Origin of the sequence: Citrobacter sp. Awk 4 (assembly GCF_028069725.1) — a bacterium.
In the GTDB taxonomy this organism is placed as follows: domain Bacteria; phylum Pseudomonadota; class Gammaproteobacteria; order Enterobacterales; family Enterobacteriaceae; genus Citrobacter_D.
The window spans coordinates 13,539-30,877 of the sequence record NZ_JANEWG010000048.1 but is presented as its reverse complement, the minus strand read 5'-3'; the positions used below and the strand labels follow the sequence as shown (position 1 = coordinate 30,877).

General features: G+C 50.5%; 17 protein-coding genes and 1 tRNA gene. 12 read left to right on the top strand and 6 right to left on the bottom strand.

Going from position 1 to position 17,339, the window contains the following annotated elements:
* Nucleotides 1-82 precede the first annotated feature (82 nt).
* The 4 genes from NNO04_RS17640 to NNO04_RS17625 all read left to right on the top strand — a co-directional run bounded on the left by NNO04_RS17640 (nt 83) and on the right by NNO04_RS17625 (nt 2,518).
* Nucleotides 83-661 (top strand): hypothetical protein, encoded by a 579-nt coding sequence (locus tag NNO04_RS17640; RefSeq protein ID WP_271445787.1) that lies wholly within the window; start codon nt 83-85, stop codon nt 659-661.
* A 28-nt stretch (nt 662-689) separates the two neighbouring features.
* Nucleotides 690-1,151: an OmpH family outer membrane protein gene (locus NNO04_RS17635; RefSeq protein WP_271445786.1), complete on the top strand. Its 462-nt coding sequence runs from the start codon at nt 690-692 to the stop codon at nt 1,149-1,151.
* Between the two features lie 426 nt (nt 1,152-1,577).
* Nucleotides 1,578-2,309 carry a DNA polymerase III subunit epsilon gene (gene dnaQ / locus NNO04_RS17630; protein WP_271445788.1) on the top strand — a complete coding sequence of 244 codons (732 nt, stop codon included), beginning with the start codon at nt 1,578-1,580 and terminating at the stop codon, nt 2,307-2,309.
* A gap of 132 nt (nt 2,310-2,441) precedes the next feature.
* Nucleotides 2,442-2,518, top strand: a tRNA-Asp gene (locus NNO04_RS17625).
* A 100-nt stretch (nt 2,519-2,618) separates the two neighbouring features.
* Here NNO04_RS17625 and NNO04_RS17620 read toward each other — a convergent pair.
* From NNO04_RS17620 to fadE, 3 genes are all read right to left on the bottom strand, one after another.
* Nucleotides 2,619-3,029, bottom strand: a complete 411-nt coding sequence (locus NNO04_RS17620) for a Spy/CpxP family protein refolding chaperone (protein ID WP_271445785.1) — start codon at nt 3,027-3,029, stop codon at nt 2,619-2,621.
* Nucleotides 3,030-3,211: 182 nt separating this feature from the next.
* Nucleotides 3,212-3,982, bottom strand: coding sequence for an amidohydrolase (locus NNO04_RS17615; RefSeq protein WP_271445784.1), 771 nt, complete (start codon nt 3,980-3,982; stop codon nt 3,212-3,214).
* A 110-nt stretch (nt 3,983-4,092) separates the two neighbouring features.
* A complete protein-coding gene (gene fadE / locus NNO04_RS17610) occupies nt 4,093-6,537 on the bottom strand; it encodes an acyl-CoA dehydrogenase FadE (RefSeq protein ID WP_271445783.1) in 2,445 nt (814 codons plus the stop codon).
* A 239-nt stretch (nt 6,538-6,776) separates the two neighbouring features.
* Between fadE and lpcA the strand changes: the two genes are divergently transcribed.
* Entirely contained in the window at nt 6,777-7,355 is a 579-nt protein-coding gene (gene lpcA / locus NNO04_RS17605; protein ID WP_103776897.1) for a D-sedoheptulose 7-phosphate isomerase, read from the top strand.
* 216 nt (nt 7,356-7,571) lie between these two features.
* On the top strand, nt 7,572-8,339 hold the full coding sequence (locus NNO04_RS17600; protein WP_192611190.1) for a class II glutamine amidotransferase: 768 nt from the start codon (nt 7,572-7,574) through the stop codon (nt 8,337-8,339).
* Here NNO04_RS17600 and dpaA read toward each other — a convergent pair.
* Complete coding sequence (gene dpaA / locus NNO04_RS17595; protein ID WP_271445782.1) at nt 8,310-9,050, bottom strand: peptidoglycan meso-diaminopimelic acid protein amidase; 741 nt, start codon at nt 9,048-9,050, stop codon at nt 8,310-8,312. The two genes, NNO04_RS17600 and dpaA, sit on opposite strands and share 30 nt — an antisense overlap.
* 255 nt (nt 9,051-9,305) lie before the next feature.
* Here dpaA and dinB point away from each other — a divergent pair, with 255 nt between their 5' ends.
* Both dinB and NNO04_RS17585 read left to right on the top strand, forming a co-directional pair.
* A complete protein-coding gene (gene dinB / locus NNO04_RS17590) occupies nt 9,306-10,361 on the top strand; it encodes a DNA polymerase IV (RefSeq protein WP_271445781.1) in 1,056 nt (351 codons plus the stop codon).
* Between the two features lie 2 nt (nt 10,362-10,363).
* Nucleotides 10,364-10,822 (top strand): GNAT family N-acetyltransferase, encoded by a 459-nt coding sequence (locus NNO04_RS17585; protein WP_271445780.1) that lies wholly within the window; start codon nt 10,364-10,366, stop codon nt 10,820-10,822.
* Nucleotides 10,823-10,862: 40 nt separating this feature from the next.
* Here NNO04_RS17585 and pepD read toward each other — a convergent pair whose 3' ends face one another.
* Entirely contained in the window at nt 10,863-12,320 is a 1,458-nt protein-coding gene (gene pepD, locus NNO04_RS17580; RefSeq protein ID WP_271445779.1) for a cytosol nonspecific dipeptidase, read from the bottom strand.
* A 260-nt stretch (nt 12,321-12,580) separates the two neighbouring features.
* Between pepD and gpt the strand changes: the two genes are divergently transcribed.
* The 3 genes from gpt (at nt 12,581) to crl (ending at nt 14,839) form a co-directional block, all read left to right on the top strand.
* Nucleotides 12,581-13,039: a xanthine phosphoribosyltransferase gene (gene gpt, locus NNO04_RS17575; RefSeq protein ID WP_162383322.1), complete on the top strand. Its 459-nt coding sequence runs from the start codon at nt 12,581-12,583 to the stop codon at nt 13,037-13,039.
* Between the two features lie 99 nt (nt 13,040-13,138).
* Nucleotides 13,139-14,383: an esterase FrsA gene (frsA, locus tag NNO04_RS17570; protein ID WP_271445778.1), complete on the top strand. Its 1,245-nt coding sequence runs from the start codon at nt 13,139-13,141 to the stop codon at nt 14,381-14,383.
* Nucleotides 14,384-14,440: 57 nt separating this feature from the next.
* Nucleotides 14,441-14,839, top strand: a complete 399-nt coding sequence (gene crl, locus NNO04_RS17565; protein WP_271445777.1) for a sigma factor-binding protein Crl — start codon at nt 14,441-14,443, stop codon at nt 14,837-14,839.
* A gap of 45 nt (nt 14,840-14,884) precedes the next feature.
* Here crl and phoE read toward each other — a convergent pair whose 3' ends face one another.
* Entirely contained in the window at nt 14,885-15,940 is a 1,056-nt protein-coding gene (phoE, locus tag NNO04_RS17560; protein WP_271445776.1) for a phosphoporin PhoE, read from the bottom strand.
* A 288-nt stretch (nt 15,941-16,228) separates the two neighbouring features.
* On the opposite strand from phoE, the gene proB reads away from it, so the two are divergent.
* Entirely contained in the window at nt 16,229-17,332 is a 1,104-nt protein-coding gene (gene proB / locus NNO04_RS17555) for a glutamate 5-kinase (RefSeq protein ID WP_192611198.1), read from the top strand.
* Nucleotides 17,333-17,339: the final 7 nt, after the last annotated feature.

Here is a 17,339-nt window from a genome sequence, read left to right as displayed (position 1 = left end):
CAATACATATGATACTATTTCGTATGGCTGATGTTTGTATTCGATATTAATCGAACAGATGATGCAATTGAGTGGAAAGAAAATGAAAATTATGATTCGCAGTAGTGTCAGAAAAATGTCAATTATCTGTGTGGCGATCGCAAGTTTAACCGGTTGTGATCAACCTGGCGTATCTCAATCGAAAGTAGCTTATATAGATATCGCGAAGGTGTTGAGTGAGTCTTCTATAGGTAAACAGGAAGCTCAGCGTAATCAGGACGTCAGGAATGTCCTGGTAAAAGCGGATGCTGATGCAAAAGAAAAATATAAAGAAATGTCCCCAAAACAGCAGCAGCAAAGCAGCAGTGCGGATACGTTGGTTCTCAATCAATTATGGGCCGCAGAGCAACAGCACACGCGTGATCTGAGTGTGAAAGCAATCGCTGATGAGGCCGAAAAATATCGTGTAAACCAGAAATTAGATTATGTTTTGAATGGTGCGACGGTTGTCTCTGCTGATAAGAAAAATGATGTGACTCAGGCTATAATTAAACAGCTTGAGGGCAAAAAAGTGGACTATGGCGATCTACCGAAAATCAGCGTATCTGAAAACGTCAAAGAGACTGAGAATCCGACAGAAGCCCCTCAGGATGCGGGTGCAGAATCATCTGTTGAGCATTAATATAAATTGATATGTAACGGTGATAGCCATGAACAAAAAAATCGCATATGTTAATTTTGCAAAGATTATTACTGAATCTCCGGTTGGGGTTCAGGAACAAGAACGCCTTAACAAAGTAAAAGAAATACTGGTGGCGGCAGAGTTAGCTGCTCAACAAATCTATACCTCCATGTCAGAAGAAGACATACAAAGAAATCGTGCTGTAGATATCGCGAATATTAATCAGTCATGGCAGATTGAACAGCAAAATGCCCGTTCAATTAGCTTAAAAACGATAGTCGATGAAGTGGAAAATTACCGGAAAGATAAAAATCTGGATATGATCCTCAACGGTGAAATTGTGGTGTCCGCTGAATCTAAATTTGATGTTTCGGAAGAGATTATTGAAAGGTTAAAAGAGGTGTGTATTGAGTATGGCGAGATGCCGGGTTTTACGGTAAACCAAAATCTGGTTGAAGGTAAAACAAATGATGTCACTTCTTTATCTTAACATGGCGAGTGAGTTTCATTTATTAGTGGGAACAATTAAATTATTGCACTGACGAATGGCCTGGGGAGTTTAAACAGTTTTATAAACTTCTTATTTTTCAAAGGTGTCAATGCTGTTCTTCACTGATGCAAACCTGGTCTGGCAGTCATATCTGCTAAATAGATATCTGTCAGACCATTGTTAACTTAATTTATTATCATCGTATAATATCGTTGTTACTTCATAACCTTCCAGCCCAGGCTGACTCTCTGCTGATAAGATCACTGACTTTGTCGGGTGATGAATGACTTGATTTTGCCCGTTATAATTGCAAAATAACGTTCGGTAAAAGACCATGTGAAGATGCGTTTTTACCCACCGGGACGGAATGGGATAAACCATTTTCTGCTTACAGTTTAAAGTGTTAATCGCATTTGGGGTGGATTTATTAACAATACTACTAACAGAGTTGTAGTCCTGGATACCGAAACCACCGGTATGAACCAGATCGGCGCGCACTACGAAGGGCACAAGATTATTGAAATTGGTGCTGTCGAAGTGGTCAATCGCCGTCTGACGGGAAATAACTTCCACGTCTATCTTAAACCCGATCGGCTGGTGGACCCGGAAGCGTTTGGGGTACACGGTATTGCAGATGAATTTTTGCTCGATAAACCGATGTTTGCCGAGGTAGCCGATGAGTTCCTCGATTACATCCGGGGCGCTGAGCTGGTTATTCATAACGCATCGTTTGATATCGGCTTTATGGATTATGAGTTCAGTAAACTCAATCGCGACATCCCGAAAACGAACACCTTCTGCAAAGTGACTGATAGCCTGGCGCTGGCGAGGAAGATGTTTCCTGGCAAGCGTAACAGTCTTGATGCGTTGTGCTCACGCTATGAAATAGACAACAGCAAACGAACCCTGCACGGCGCATTGCTCGATGCCCAGATTCTGGCCGACGTTTATCTGATGATGACGGGCGGTCAAACGACGATGGCTTTTACGATGGAAGGGGAAAGTCAGCAGAAGCTGGGTGAGTCGGGGATCCAACGTATTGTTCGTCAGGCGGGTAGGTTACGCGTTGTTTTAGCGACTGATGAAGAGCTGGCGGCGCATGAGTCGCGTCTTGATCTTGTGCAGAAGAAGGGCGGAAGTTGTCTCTGGCGAGCCTAGTTCGCCGTTTTATGCGCTAAAAATAACCGTCTGGGTGATTTTTACAGCAAACGATTCAAAACGTGAGAAAAAGCGTTGACGAGATGCGGAGCAATCCGTAATATTCGCTTCGTTCCCAAGCGGAACAAACGCGGAGTGGTAGTTCAGTTGGTTAGAATACCTGCCTGTCACGCAGGGGGTCGCGGGTTCGAGTCCCGTCCATTCCGCCACTATTCAGAAGGCCTGAATCAGAAATGATTCAGGCCTTCGTCGTTTTCATTTTTGTAAAGTCAAAAAAAGCCCGCTACCTGGCGCAACGGGCTATCGGCATTATTCGCTCAGCGTCTGGGCAATTTCATTTTGTACCAGTTTACGCTGTTCCGGGGTTAATACTTTGTTCAGCTCAAAGTAGTATTTCACGCGGTAGTAGCGGGACTGCTGTTCAACACTGCCGATCGCATTCAGCTGTTTTTTAACTGCGGACTCATCCCATTTCCCGGAACGAATGACATTTATCAGTTCGCCGTCTTTAACGTCCTTCATGGAAATCTTGCTCACGTTGGCTTCCAGTTCGCTGTGCAACTTTTTAATTTGCTCGACCTGAGCGTCGGTCAGTTTAAGTTGTTGCACCACCGGATCCTGAGAAGGAACGGGAGTATCAGACACGTTCGATGCAAAAGTACTAAAAGAGGCACCGGCCAGCGCTGCAGCGACTAAGGTCATACGTACGAAATTCTTCATTATGCCATCCTGATAAAGAAATTATGAACTGCGCTTACCACTCGTAAACGACGAGTGAATATCTCGCTCAGGATACGTTGAAAGGTGGGGGGTGCCACGCGAATTTGTTTTACGGGAGGTTACTGAATGAAACAATCCCCGCTATGGAAAACGTTTTGCCATAGCGGAAGTGGTCAACGGATTTATTGCAGTGTGAACGGATCGGCGTCTTGCCACGCTGGGAATTTCTCCCGGTATTCCCGCAGCGTACTGAGCGATAACTCTGCATCAATGCGTGTCGCGTGATGGGGTTCAGCGGTGGCGATAACCTCACCCTGCGGGCTAATCACCCGACTGTCTCCGCGATAATGGTGGCCGTTGCCGTCAGTTCCCACCCGGTTACAGCCTGCAACATATGCCTGATTTTCAATCGCTCGCGCGGCCAGCAACGCCTGCCAGTGTAACGAACGCGGAGCAGGCCAGTTAGCCACAAACAACGCCAGATCGTAATCGTTGAGATTACGGGACCAAACCGGAAAACGCAGGTCGTAACAGACCAGCGGCAGGATACGCCAACCTCGCCAGTTCACGATTACGCGCTCAGTGCCTGATTCATAATGGTGATGTTCATCGGCCATGCGGAACAGATGGCGTTTATCGTAATGGTGAACGGTTCCTTGTGGCTCAACGAGTAAAAAGCGGTTAACCGGCCCGCGTTCTGACTGAAGCGCTGCGCTGCCTGCTATTAGCGCGTTGGTCTGCTCAGCTTTGGCGCGCATCCACCCAATGACGGCTTCCTGAGAGAGCGAGCGGGCTGCCGCTTCCATGGCAAAGCCCGTGGTAAACATCTCAGGTAATACGATGATGTCACGTCCGGCGATGGCTTCCAGTTGTCTGTCAAAGTGGCGCAAATTGGCAGGACCGTCCATCCAGACCAGAGAGTGTTGCAAAAGCGTGATTTTCAAACCGGGCACGATCGTCGTTCCTCGTTAAGCAGCATTTTTACACTGTAGCATGCGCTACGGTGAATAAGTGGCAATAAAAAAGCCCCGCGTAAAGCGGGGCTGGAAAGGTTAGCGGACGATTATGCGGCTTCGATTTTACGCACTTTCTCCGGCAACTTTACCGGCTTTGTTGCCAGCTCCTCAGGTTCAAAATCATCAACGTTAATACTGCGCAGACGACTTTCTTCGGCTTTGACCAGAATCGCCGCTTCATCTTTGTCAATCAACCCTTTCGCCAGTGCGTTATGCGCCAGCTCATCCAGACGGGTAAAGGACAGGTTTTTACCCAGTTCTTTGCAGATACGCTGGTGGATAGGGTCTGCGGCCATCACGTCCAGCAGCGCTTGTTCGAGTAAGCCGACCGGATTATGTTCGCTTGGCGTCAGATACTGACCACGACCAATGCGGGTACGGGTTGCGCTCGGCGTCTGCAGAATCTTCGCGACTTTATGATCCAGTTTGTCAGAAGGTGCATGGTAGTGGCGACCGGTCGGGAAGATCACCACGTTCAGTAAACCTGCCACTAAACGATTTGGGAAGTTTTGCAGCAGATCGTCCATCGCCTGTTCAGCCTGGTACAAAGCATCCTGGACGCCCCAGTGAACCAGCGGCAGGTCGGCTTCGTGACGACCCTCATCGTCATAACGCTTCAGTACGGCAGAGGCGAGATACAGCTGACTTAAAATATCACCCAGGCGTGCAGAGATTCGCTCACGACGTTTCAGACTACCGCCCAGCACCGCCATTGAGACATCGGAAAGCAGAGCCAGGTTGGCGCTCAGGCGGTTCAGATGCTGATAGTAACGCTTCGTGGCATCCCCTGTCGGCGTGTGGCTGGTCAGCCCGCGCGTCAGGCCCAGCCAGAAGCTGCGCACTTTATTGCTGCCGACATGACCAATGTGTTTAAACAACAACTTATCGAAGGCGTCGACATCATTTTTCTGCGCGGCTGTCATCTCTTCGAGGACGTAAGGATGGCAGCGAATGGCGCCTTGTCCGAAGATCATCATGCTGCGGGTCAGAATATTCGCGCCTTCAACGGTAATGGCGATAGGGGCGCCCTGATAAGCACGGGCCAGGAAGTTGCTTTCGCCCAGCATGATGCCTTTACCGCCAGTGATGTCCATTGCATCGACAATTGACTGCTGCCCACGGTGGGTACAGTGGTACTTCACAATGGCAGAGAGCACTGCGGGTTTTTCGCCCAGCATAATACCGTACGTAACCAACGATGCCGCCGCGTCCATCACGTAGGCATTGCCCGCAATACGCGCCAACGGTTCTTCAATCCCTTCCATTTTACCGATAGAAATTTTGAACTGACGGCGAATATGCGCGTAGGCACCGGTGGCCATCGCGACCGATTTTACCCCCCCGGTAGAGTTAGACGGCAGGGTAATGCCACGACCAACCGACAGACATTCCACCAGCATACGCCAGCCCTGACCGGCCATTTTCGGTCCACCAATGATGTAATCAATCGGGACGAAAATATCTTTTCCGCGTGTCGGGCCGTTCTGGAACGGAACGTTTAACGGGAAGTGACGACGACCGATTTCAACACCAGGGGTGGTGGTCGGGATCAGCGCACAGGTGATACCCAGATCTTCCTCACCGCCCAGCAGTTTTTCCGGGTCTGTGAGTTTAAACGCCAGACCCAGCACGGTGGCGATAGGCGCCAGCGTAATATAACGTTTGTTCCAGGTCAGGCGCATACCCAGCACCTGCTGCCCCTGCCATTCACCCATGCAAACTACACCGGTGTCTGGGATCGCACCGGCATCAGATCCGGCTTCCGGGCTGGTCAACGCAAAGCAAGGGATCTCCTGGCCCCGCGCCAGACGCGGCAGGTAATGATTTTTTTGCTCTTCAGTACCGTAATGTTGCAGCAGTTCGCCTGGGCCTAACGAGTTAGGGACACCCACGGTGATCGACAGGATCCCAGAGACACCAGAGAGTTTTTGCAGTACGCGAGATTGCGCATAGGCGGAGAACTCGAGGCCACCGTACTCTTTCTTGATGATCATCGCGAAGAAGCGATGTTCTTTCAGATAGGCCCACAGCTCAGGAGGAAGATCGGCCAGTTCATGGGTGATCTGAAAATCGTTCGCCATGCGACAGGCTTCTTCCACTGGACCATCAATGAACGCCTGCTCTTCTGCCGTTAAATGAGGCTGCGGATAGTTGTGCAGTTTTTTCCAGTCGGGTTTGCCCTGGAATAAATCGCCTTCCCACCAGGTCGTACCCGCGTCGATTGCTTCTTTCTCGGTGCGTGACATCGGCGGCATGACTTTACGAAAACCGCGAAACACCGGGGCTGAAATCATCGATTTACGCATCGGCGTAAAATTAAACGGTACGAGGATAATGGCCAGAGGAACCAGCAGCCAGACCGACCACAGGCCAGCGACGCCAAGCGCGGCTGTCCAGGCGAGCAGGATAAGACTGCTGAGAAATAAGCTTACGCGGTGATAGAACAGTACACCGAGCAGAACAACTGTTGCGAGAATACTCAAAATCATCATAACGAAAAGCTCCCTTTCTTGTAGGAGGTCTGACCACTTGTGATGATATGGTTGTAGTGGATGTTATTTCTTTTAGCAATATGTTTACAAAATAATTACAACAAAGCTCACATTGTTGCCGTTTTCTCCGGCACAAAAAATCAAAAGGCAGGGGGCTTCCTGTGGCTTGTACTTCTCGCTTTCTGTGGTATCCGGTACACTGCATCCTGTCATTTACATTCATGCTGAAGGATATCCTCATGTACCAGGATCTTATTCGTAACGAACTGAACGAAGCGGCGGAAACGCTGGCTAATTTTTTAAAAGATGATGCCAATATTCACGCCATTCAGCGCGCGGCGGTCCTGCTGGCAGACAGTTTTAAAGCGGGCGGTAAGGTTCTTTCCTGTGGTAACGGCGGTTCCCATTGCGATGCAATGCATTTTGCTGAAGAGTTGACCGGCCGTTATCGTGAAAACCGTCCGGGTTATCCGGCCATTGCTATCTCTGATGTCAGCCATATCTCCTGCGTCAGTAACGATTTTGGTTACGACTATGTCTTCTCCCGCTATGTTGAAGCCGTTGGGCGCGAAGGTGACGTTCTGCTGGGGATCTCCACGTCAGGAAATTCAGGCAACGTGATCAAGGCGATTGCTGCGGCGCGTGAAAAGGGAATGAAAGTGATCACCCTGACCGGTAAAGACGGCGGAAAAATGGCAGGTAGTGCGGATATCGAAATTCGCGTACCGCATTTTGGCTATGCTGATCGTATCCAGGAAATCCATATCAAAGTTATCCATATCCTGATTCAGTTAATTGAAAAAGAGATGGTTAAGTAACTATACCCGTCATACTTCAAGCTGCAGGTGCGTTGGCTGCACTCAGAAACCCCAGTCACATAGTTATCTATGCTACTGGGGATTTCCTCCCTTGCCGCCTTCCTGCAACTCGAATTATTTAGGGTATAGCATATTGTTTTATCTGCCATTTTGAGTCCTGATTGGCTGCAACAATGACGCCTTCCGCTTCATTCTGGCGTTTTGTGGAGGTGAAGTATGTGCGAACTGCTCGGGATGAGCGCCAATGTGCCCACCGATATCTGCTTTAGTTTCACCGGACTGGTTCAGCGCGGTGGAGGAACCGGGCCGCATAAAGACGGCTGGGGAATTACCTTCTATGAGGGTAAAGGCTGCCGCACCTTCAAAGATCCGCAACCCAGCTTTAATTCTCCCATTGCTAAGCTGGTGCAAGACTACCCGATTAAATCGTGTTCCGTGATTGCGCATATTCGCCAGGCGAATCGTGGGGAAGTGGCGCTGGAAAATACCCACCCTTTTACGCGTGAGTTATGGGGACGAAACTGGAGTTATGCCCACAACGGGCAACTCACCGGGTATAAATCCCTGGAGACCGGTAATTTCCGTCCCATTGGCGAAACCGACAGCGAAAAGGCGTTTTGCTGGCTGTTACACAAACTGACCGCCCGCTACCCGCGCACGCCTGGCAATATGACGTCAGTCTTTAAATATATTGCCACGCTGGCAGGGGAATTACGCGAGAAGGGCGTCTTTAACATGCTGCTGTCAGACGGGCGTTATGTGATGGCGTTCTGTTCAACGAATTTATACTGGATCACGCGTCGTGCGCCGTTTGGCGTGGCAACGTTATTGGATCAGGACGTTGAAATCGACTTTAGCTCGGAAACCACACCGAATGATGTGGTCACCGTGATTGCCACCCAACCGCTGACAGGGAATGAAACCTGGCAAAAGATCATGCCAGGCGAATGGCGATTATTTTGTCTCGGGGAGCGCGTAGTTTGATGCCAGTTGCGGCTGAACCACTTCGTGACTCAACGGCTTACTGACCACGTAACGTCCATCGACAACTGAAACAGTCGGTGGCTTACGGGTTTGCTCAAAGTAATCGTATCCTGGTTTTAACTGCGCCCAGAAATCTTTGTAATAAGAATTTTTATGGCGCGCCATATTGGCATCGTTCATGCGGAATGGATAAATGCTGACCTGAACGCTGGACTGACCAAAGACCAGGGCGCCGGTGACAAACTGGAAAATCTCATCAATACCGCTATCGGTCATGGCATAACAGCCGACGGAAACGCAGGCACCGTGAATCATCAGATATTTCCCTTCATAACCATGAGCGCGGTCATAAGCATTGGGGAAACCGATATTGATAGCTTTGTAGAAGCGGCTGTCCGGTTTGAGCTGGTTGCGCTGGACGCTATAGAAGCCTTCTGGACTTTTGAAATCGCCCTGGCGTTGTTTAGGTCCTAAGCCACCGGAATAGTTACAAATTTTGTAGCTGTCGAGCAATTGATACTGTTCGCCCATCTTGACGTAGAGATCAAGGGTGCGCTCTTCTTTGAAGATCTGAATATAGACCGGCGACCCCATCAACTGCTGCTTATACTCTTTGCTGACTGGCATGGTCGGGCTGCTGCTGCTCAGCAAACCGGCGAATGAGACGCACGGAATCAAAAGCATCGCAATAAATAATGCGATTTTACGCATACTGCTTTTTCCTTGATAAAACGGTTACACATGCCAGAACGGCAAAAGAGTCCCCAAATCGGACTAATCTGGATTTGGAGCGCTCACATTAGCACCACTGAAGTTTTTCGCAAGTCTCTCGTGTAGCGTTTACAATTTCGGCTCCCTTTATATAAGGCATTAAAGGAAAGTTCAGTCGGAAACTGACGAATTTACTCTCTTTGTATTGCATATTTATACTGTATACTTAAACAGTAATATGTGGGGGGTGGGCAGATGCGCAAAATCATACATGTCGATATGGACTGTTTTTTCGCTGCGGTTGAAATGCGCGACAACCCTGCGCTGCGCGATATTCCGATTGCTATCGGCGGCAGTCGCGAACGCAGGGGGGTGATCAGTACCGCGAATTACCCGGCGCGGAAATTTGGTGTGCGTAGCGCCATGCCCACCGGAATGGCGCTTAAACTGTGTCCTCATCTCACGTTACTGCCGGGGCGCTATGAGGCCTATAAAGAAGCATCCCGCCAAATTCAGGCGATATTCTCGCGTTATACCTCGTTGATCGAACCGCTTTCGCTGGATGAGGCCTATCTGGATGTTACCGACAGCACTCACTGCCAGGGTTCCGCCACGCTGATAGCTCAGGAGATCCGTCAGACGATCTTTAATGAACTGCAATTGACGGCCTCTGCGGGAGTGGCCCCGGTGAAGTTTCTGGCAAAAATCGCCTCCGATCTCAATAAACCGAATGGGCAATATGTCATTGCTCCCGCAGATGTGCCTGCGTTTATCAAAACGTTGCCGCTGGCGAAAATTCCGGGAGTGGGGAAGGTGTCAGCCGCCAAACTGGAGTCGATGGGGCTACGCACCTGTGAGGATGTGCAGCACTACGATCTGGCGATGTTACTCAAACGCTTTGGCAAGTTTGGCCGGGTGTTGTGGGAGCGCAGTCAGGGTATTGATGAGCGGGATGTGAACAATGAACGGCTGCGTAAATCGGTCGGTGTTGAGCGCACGCTGGCGGAAGACATTCATGAATGGGCCGAGTGCGAGGCGATCATTGAACGGTTGTATCCTGAACTTGAACGACGTCTGACAAAAGTAAAACCGGATTTACTCATCGCCCGCCAGGGCATCAAATTAAAGTTTAATGATTTTCAGCAGACCACGCAGGAACATGTCTGGCCGCGGTTAAATAAAGACGATCTGATCGCCACGGCCAGAAAAACCTGGGATGAACGTCGGGGAGGGCGCGGCGTCCGGCTGGTCGGATTACACGTGACGCTGCTGGATCCGCAACTGGAAAGACAACTGCTGTTGGGGCTTTAGCAATGACAACTGACGTTCGTATTCGGGAATACCACCCTGACGACTTTGATATGCTGTGCGAAATTTTCCTCAGCGCTATCAAAGAGACCGCCAGTCGGGATTACTCGCCAGAACAGATAGTCGCGTGGGCGCAAATTGATGAGATCGCCTGGCGTCGGAAACTGCTGCAATCGGAGGGGCTGGTGGCCGTTTGCCAGCAAAAGGTGGTGGGATTCATCACCGCCCGGCATGATTACATTGATCTGCTCTTTGTTTTGCCAGGGGTACAGCGGATGGGCATCGCTACTCGCTTGCTGCAAAACCTGGAGCAACGGCATCCTGACACGGCTTTTTGGGTTGAGGCCAGCATTACCGCGAAACCGTTTTTTCTTGGGCAAGGTTATCAGAGAGTCAAAGAACAACAGGTAGAGGCGAGAGGAATGATGTTTACGAATTTCGTCATGCGAAAAGCGGCGAGGTGAATATTGCCCGGTAAGCTGAACCTACCGGGCGTGGGGTAACTTATTTCGTCGGAATCGCTTTCAGCAGTTCGGTCAGCAGGGTCCAGTAGTGACCCACGCTTTTGATGTGAACCTGTTCATCCGGGGAGTGCGGACCCGTAATGGTCGGCCCGATAGAAACCATGTCCATATCCGGGTACGGTTTCTTAAACAGGCCGCATTCCAGACCGGCGTGAATGATCTGGATGTTCGGCGTTTTGTTAAACAGACGCTGATAGGTTTCACGCACGAGGTGCATAACCGGGGAGTTTGCATCCGGCTGCCAGCCTGGGTAGCCACCTTTCGCCTGCGTTTTCGCGCCAGCCAGTTTACCCAAAGAATCCAGCATGCTCACCACGTAGTCTTTGCCGCTGTCGATCAGAGAACGGATCAGGCAGTGGATTTCCACGTTGTCGTCGGTCATGGTGACCACACCCACGTTCAGGGAGGTTTCGACAACACCTTTCGCCACGTCGGAATTACGGATCACGCCGTTTGGCGTAGCGTTCAACAGACGGATGAAGCCATCGCGAGAGGTGGTGGTCAGCGCCGCTTTCTCATTGGCGACGGCATCCAGCAGAACAACCAGATTTTTCTCTTTTGCCGCCAGTTCGTTTTTCAGGATTTCCTGGTAAGTGTTTGCCAGGGCTTTCAGGGCATCGACTTTATCAGCAGCAACGGCAACGGTAGCAAAGGCTTCACGCGGGATAGCGTTACGCAGAGTACCGCCGTTGAAATCGACCAGACGCAGATCTAACTCTTCAGCATGACCCGCCAGGAAGCGAACCAGCAACTTATTCGCGTTACCAAGACCGACGTGGATTTCGCCGCCGGAGTGGCCGCCTTTCAGCCCTTTCAGGGTCAGTTTGAAGCTCTGGAAACCTGCGGGTACTGCTTCACGGGTCAGTGGCAGGTTAGAGGTGAAGTCGATACCACCGGCGCATCCCATGTAGATCTCACCTTCTTCTTCGGAGTCGGTGTTGATCAGAATGTCCGCCTGCAGCCAATTTGCCTGGAGGCCAAAAGCGCCATCCATACCTGCTTCTTCGGTCATGGTCAGCAGCACTTCCAGCGGGCCGTGTACCACGGAATCATCGGCAAGCACCGCCAGCGCGGAAGCCATACCAATGCCGTTATCTGCCCCAAGCGTAGTGCCGCGCGCTTTCACCCATTCGCCGTCGATATAAGGCTGGATAGGATCTTTGGCGAAGTCGTGTACGGTGTCGTTGTTTTTCTGCGGCACCATATCGAGGTGCGCCTGCAGGACGACCGGTTTGCGATTTTCCATTCCTGCGGTAGCAGGTTTGCGAATCAGGATATTCCCGACCTGGTCGCGCTCTACGTGGAAGCCTTTCTCGTTTGCCCAGCCGACAATGTGCTCAGCGAGTTGTTCTTCATGATAAGAAGGATGAGGAATAGAACAAATTTTTGCAAAAATATCCCACAACGGTTGTGGAGATAATTGAGACAGTTCAGACACGATGAGTCTCCTTGGCGATGTCCTGCAAAACTTTCTTGCAGGCCACAGGGTTAGCAGAATAAAAAACACCACAAGTCAGGCTTGCGAGATGCAATTGAGAATAACACTTTATCCAGCGGCGGGTAGTAGAAAGCACGTAAAAGAGGGACGGATTCCGCTAAAGGCTGGTTTTTAGCGCGTCAGATCTCTATAATCTCGCGCAACCTATTTCCCCCTCGAACACTTTTTAAGCCGTATATAAACAGGCTGGGACACTTCACATGAGCGAAAAATACGTCGTCACCTGGGACATGTTGCAGATTCACGCACGCAAACTGGCAAGCCGCCTGATGCCTTCTGAACAATGGAAAGGCATTATTGCCGTTAGCCGTGGTGGTCTGGTACCCGGCGCACTGCTGGCGCGTGAGTTGGGTATTCGCCATGTCGATACCGTTTGCATTTCCAGCTATGACCACGACAACCAGCGCGAGCTAAAAGTGCTGAAACGTGCGGAAGGCGACGGCGAAGGTTTCATCGTGATCGATGACCTGGTCGATACCGGCGGCACTGCCGTGGCGGTGCGTGAAATGTATCCAAAGGCACATTTTGTCACTATCTTCGCGAAACCTGCTGGTCGTCCGCTGGTGAACGATTATGTAGTTGATATTCCTCAGGATACCTGGATTGAGCAACCGTGGGATATGGGCGTTGTGTTCATTCCGCCGATTTCTGGTCGCTAATCCCTGACATTTTCAGCGCCCGGTTATGCCGGGCGTTGTTCTTTTTACTCACACACGCGTTACAATAGGCCTCAGTAAGTACCTATGGAGGCTGCACGAATGTCACAGGCTAACCTCAGCGAAACCCTGTTTAAACCCCGCTTCAAACACCCTGAAACGTCAACGCTTGTCCGTCGATTTAACAACGGAGCGCCGTCGCCTGTGCAGTCCACGCTGGATGGTAAAACCATTCCACACTGGTATCGCATGATCAACCGTCTGATGTGGATCTGGCGCGGTGTTGATCCGCGTGAAATCCTGGAAGTGCAGGCTCGCATTGTGATGAGCGAAGCGGAGCGAACGGACAAGGAGTTGTACGACACGGTCATCGGCTATCGTGGTGGCAACTGGATCTATGAATGGGCAAAACAGGCGATGGACTGGCAGCAAAAGGCCAGCCAGGAACAAGACGCGCAGCTCAGCGGTCGCCACTGGTTGCATGCGGCCACCTTATACAATATTGCCGCCTATCCGCATTTGAAAGGTGACGATCTGGCGGAGCAGGCTCAGGCTCTGGCGAACCGAGCCTATGAAGAGGCCGCGCAAAGATTACCCGGTAGATTACGTGAAATGGAATTTGCCGTGCCCGGCGGCGCGCCGGTTACGGGCTTTTTGCATATGCCAAAAGGCGAAGGTCCGTTCCCTACGGTACTGATGTGTGGGGGCCTTGATGCCATGCAAACCGACTATTACACGTTGTATGAACGCTATTTTGCGCCGCGCGGCATCGCCATGTTGACGCTGGATATGCCCTCGGTTGGCTTCTCCTCAAAATGGAAATTGACCCAGGACTCCAGCCAATTGCATCAGCATGTCCTGAGAGCGTTGCCTGACGTTGCCTGGGTGGATCACACCCGCGTGGCGGCATTTGGTTTTCGCTTTGGCGCTAACGTCGCGGTACGCCTGGCCTATCTCGAAGCGCCTCGTCTGAAAGCGGTGGCGTGTCTGGGACCCGTGGTGCACGCGCTGTTAAGCGATCCGCAACGGCAGGGCGCAGTACCGGAAATGTATCTTGACGTTCTGGCCAGCCGCCTGGGGATGCATGATGCGTCCGATGAGGCGCTGCGGGTCGAACTTAATCGCTACTCCCTGAAAGTTCAGGGATTGTTGGGAAGACGTTGTTCTACGCCGATGTTATCGGGCTTCTGGAAAAACGATCCGTTTAGCCCGGAAGAGGAGTCGCGCTTAATCACATCTTCATCTTCGGACGGTAAGTTAATGGAGATCCCGTTTAATCCGGTGTATCGCAATTTTGACAAAGCTCTGAAAGAAATTGCTGAGTGGATCAATCAGAGATTGTGTTAAGAGATTGCTAAATTTTATCGATTTGGTAAAACAGTTGCTTCACCTAAGGAGATCGCAATGACGTTACCGAGTGGACACCCGAAAAGTAGGTTGATCAAGAAATTCACCGCGCTCGGCCCTTACATCCGTGAAGGGCAGTGCGAAGATAATCGATTTTTTTTCGATTGCCTGGCAGTTTGCGTCAACGTGAAACCCGCGCCTGAAAAGCGTGAGTTTTGGGGATGGTGGATGGAACTGGAAGCGCAAGAGAAGCGCTTTACTTACAGCTACCAGTTTGGTCTGTTTGACAAAGACGGTAACTGGACTGCCGTAGCCATAAAAGAGACTGAAGTCGTAGACCGACTGGAATACACCTTACGCGAGTTTCATGAGAAATTGCGAGAGTTGCTGAAGTCTTTAAATCTGGCGCTGGAACCCGCTGAGAACTTTAAAGAACCGGTTAAATTATCAGCGTAATAGATATTGTGCCGGATGGCTTAACACCGCCATCCGGCCAACGCATCAGAATTGGTAGGTCATCCCCACGGCAACGATATCATCGTTGTTGATCGCGAGCTTATTGTCGCTGTCCAGTTGGTTGATTTTATAATCAACAAAGGCAGACATATTTTTGTTGAAGTAATATGTGGCGCCCACATCGATATAATTCACCAGATCTTCATCGCCCACACCCTCAATATCTTTACCCTTTGACAGGACATATCCCAGTGACGGGCGCAGACCAAAGTCAAATTGATACTGGGCAACGACTTCAAAGTTTTGTGTCTTATTCGCAAAACCACCCGAAATAGGCGTCATATTGCGGGTTTCAGAATAGAAGGTCGCCAGATAAATATCGTTGGCATCATATTTTAAGCCAGTCGCCCAGGCTTCTGCTTTATCACCTGTGCCCCGGCTTTGCAGATTTTGCTCATTAGTACGGTCAGAGTTGGTATACGCGCCGCTGATCGCGAAATCACTGCCGCCGAAATCATAGGTCAGAGAGGTGCCAAAACCGTCGCCATTCTGTTTTTTCACATCACGGTCTTCATTTTTTCCCTGATATTGCAGTGTGATATCAAGGCCATCGATAACGCCGAAGAAGTCGGTATTCCTGTACGTCGCCAGACCACTGGCGCGCTTGGTCATAAAGTTATCGGTCTGCGCGGAAGAGTCACCGCCAAATTCCGGGAACATATCTGTCCAGGCTTCGACATCATACAGCGCGCCAAGATTACGACCGTAATCAAAGGAACCCATATTATTTAATTTCAAACCTGCGAAGGCCAGACGCGTTTTTTGTTGTGATGAATCGCTTTCTGCTTTGTTGGCGGCAAATTCAGCTTCCCAGCGACCATAACCGGTCAGTTGGTCATTAATTTGCGTTTCGCCTTTAAACCCAAAACGCACATAGCTTTGGTCGCCATCTTTACTGTCATTGTCGCTCATATAGTGCATCGCTTTCACTTTGCCATATACATCCAGTTTATTTCCGTCTTTGTTAAAGACTTCTGCTGCGTGTACGGATGCTGATGCAACAATACTCATCACCATTAATGCCAGAGAACTCTTTTTCATTTTCTTTCCTGATTTAAATAACGTGCCAAAATACGCTGGGTGCGATCCCCGAGAAAAAACAGGAGGATTTTTAACGTTTAGCAATGAAGGTTTTATGACAAACTAAGACTATTTTTAAAAAAGCGTGATTTATTATTGCAGTAATAAAAACGTCAAAAATTGCCGCTACGCTTGCTGATCCTGCTCAACAAAGTCTCATGCTTTGTACTCTGGTTATTGGCAACCGCCGCCAGTCCTGCTAAAACGTTCGTTTGATATCATTTTTCCCACTTTGAACGGCAGAGAATCATGAGTGACAGTCAGACGCTGGTGGTAAAACTTGGCACCAGTGTGCTAACGGGCGGATCGCGCCGCCTGAACCGTGCCCATATCGTTGAACTTGTTCGCCAATGTGCGCAGCTACATGCCGCAGGGCATCGCATTGTTATCGTTACCTCGGGAGCGATTGCCGCCGGGCGTGAGCATCTTGGTTATCCTGAGCTTCCGGCGACCATTGCGTCTAAACAGCTGCTGGCAGCGGTAGGGCAGAGTCGACTGATCCAGCTTTGGGAACAGCTATTTTCTATTTATGGCATTCATGTCGGGCAGATGCTGCTGACGCGCGCAGATATGGAAGACCGTGAGCGTTTTCTTAACGCCCGCGACACGCTGCGTGCGTTGCTGGACAACAATATCGTCCCGGTTATTAATGAAAACGATGCGGTGGCTACCGCTGAAATTAAAGTCGGCGATAATGACAATCTTTCTGCGCTGGCTGCGATTTTGGCCGGTGCCGATAAACTGCTGCTACTGACCGATCAGCAGGGGCTGTTCACTGCCGATCCGCGCACCAACCCGCAAGCTGAGTTAATCAAAGACGTTTACGGTATTGATGACGCTCTGCGTTCTATTGCCGGAGACAGCGTTTCCGGCCTCGGGACTGGCGGTATGGGCACGAAGCTACAGGCGGCGGATGTGGCCTGCCGCGCGGGCATTGACACGATCATTGCCGCAGGCAGCAAACCGGGTGTGATTGGCGATGTGATGGAAGGCGTTTCCGTCGGCACACGCTTCCACGCGCAGGCCTCTCCACTGGAGAACCGTAAGCGCTGGATCTTTGGTGCGCCGCCCGCCGGTGAAATTACCGTTGATGAAGGCGCCTCCTCGGCGATTCTGGAACGCGGCAGCTCGTTATTGCCAAAAGGTATTAAAAGCGTGACAGGTAACTTCTCGCGTGGTGAAGTGATCCGTATCTGCAATCTGGAAGGGCGTGATATCGCCCACGGTGTGAGCCGCTATAACAGCGACGCGCTGCGCCGTATTGCGGGTCACCACTCTCAACAGATTGACGCTATTCTTGGCTATGAATATGGCCCGGTTGCCGTCCATCGCGATGACATGATCACCCGTTAAGGAGTCG

Bases quoted from the DNA above. Each gene is read 5' to 3' on its own strand.
- NNO04_RS17640 (WP_271445787.1), top strand. From the start codon at position 83: ATGAAAATTATGATTCGCAGTAGTGTCAGAAAAATGTCAATTATCTGT.
- NNO04_RS17635 (WP_271445786.1), top strand. From the start codon at position 690: ATGAACAAAAAAATCGCATATGTTAATTTTGCAAAGATTATTACTGAA.
- NNO04_RS17620 (WP_271445785.1), bottom strand. From the start codon at position 3,029: ATGAAGAATTTCGTACGTATGACCTTAGTCGCTGCAGCGCTGGCCGGT.
- fadE (WP_271445783.1), bottom strand. From the start codon at position 6,537: ATGATGATTTTGAGTATTCTCGCAACAGTTGTTCTGCTCGGTGTACTG.
- lpcA (WP_103776897.1), top strand. From the start codon at position 6,777: ATGTACCAGGATCTTATTCGTAACGAACTGAACGAAGCGGCGGAAACG.
- NNO04_RS17600 (WP_192611190.1), top strand. From the start codon at position 7,572: ATGTGCGAACTGCTCGGGATGAGCGCCAATGTGCCCACCGATATCTGC.
- dpaA (WP_271445782.1), bottom strand. From the start codon at position 9,050: ATGCGTAAAATCGCATTATTTATTGCGATGCTTTTGATTCCGTGCGTC.
- dinB (WP_271445781.1), top strand. From the start codon at position 9,306: ATGCGCAAAATCATACATGTCGATATGGACTGTTTTTTCGCTGCGGTT.
- NNO04_RS17585 (WP_271445780.1), top strand. From the start codon at position 10,364: ATGACAACTGACGTTCGTATTCGGGAATACCACCCTGACGACTTTGAT.
- gpt (WP_162383322.1), top strand. From the start codon at position 12,581: ATGAGCGAAAAATACGTCGTCACCTGGGACATGTTGCAGATTCACGCA.
- frsA (WP_271445778.1), top strand. From the start codon at position 13,139: ATGTCACAGGCTAACCTCAGCGAAACCCTGTTTAAACCCCGCTTCAAA.
- crl (WP_271445777.1), top strand. From the start codon at position 14,441: ATGACGTTACCGAGTGGACACCCGAAAAGTAGGTTGATCAAGAAATTC.
- phoE (WP_271445776.1), bottom strand. From the start codon at position 15,940: ATGAAAAAGAGTTCTCTGGCATTAATGGTGATGAGTATTGTTGCATCA.
- proB (WP_192611198.1), top strand. From the start codon at position 16,229: ATGAGTGACAGTCAGACGCTGGTGGTAAAACTTGGCACCAGTGTGCTA.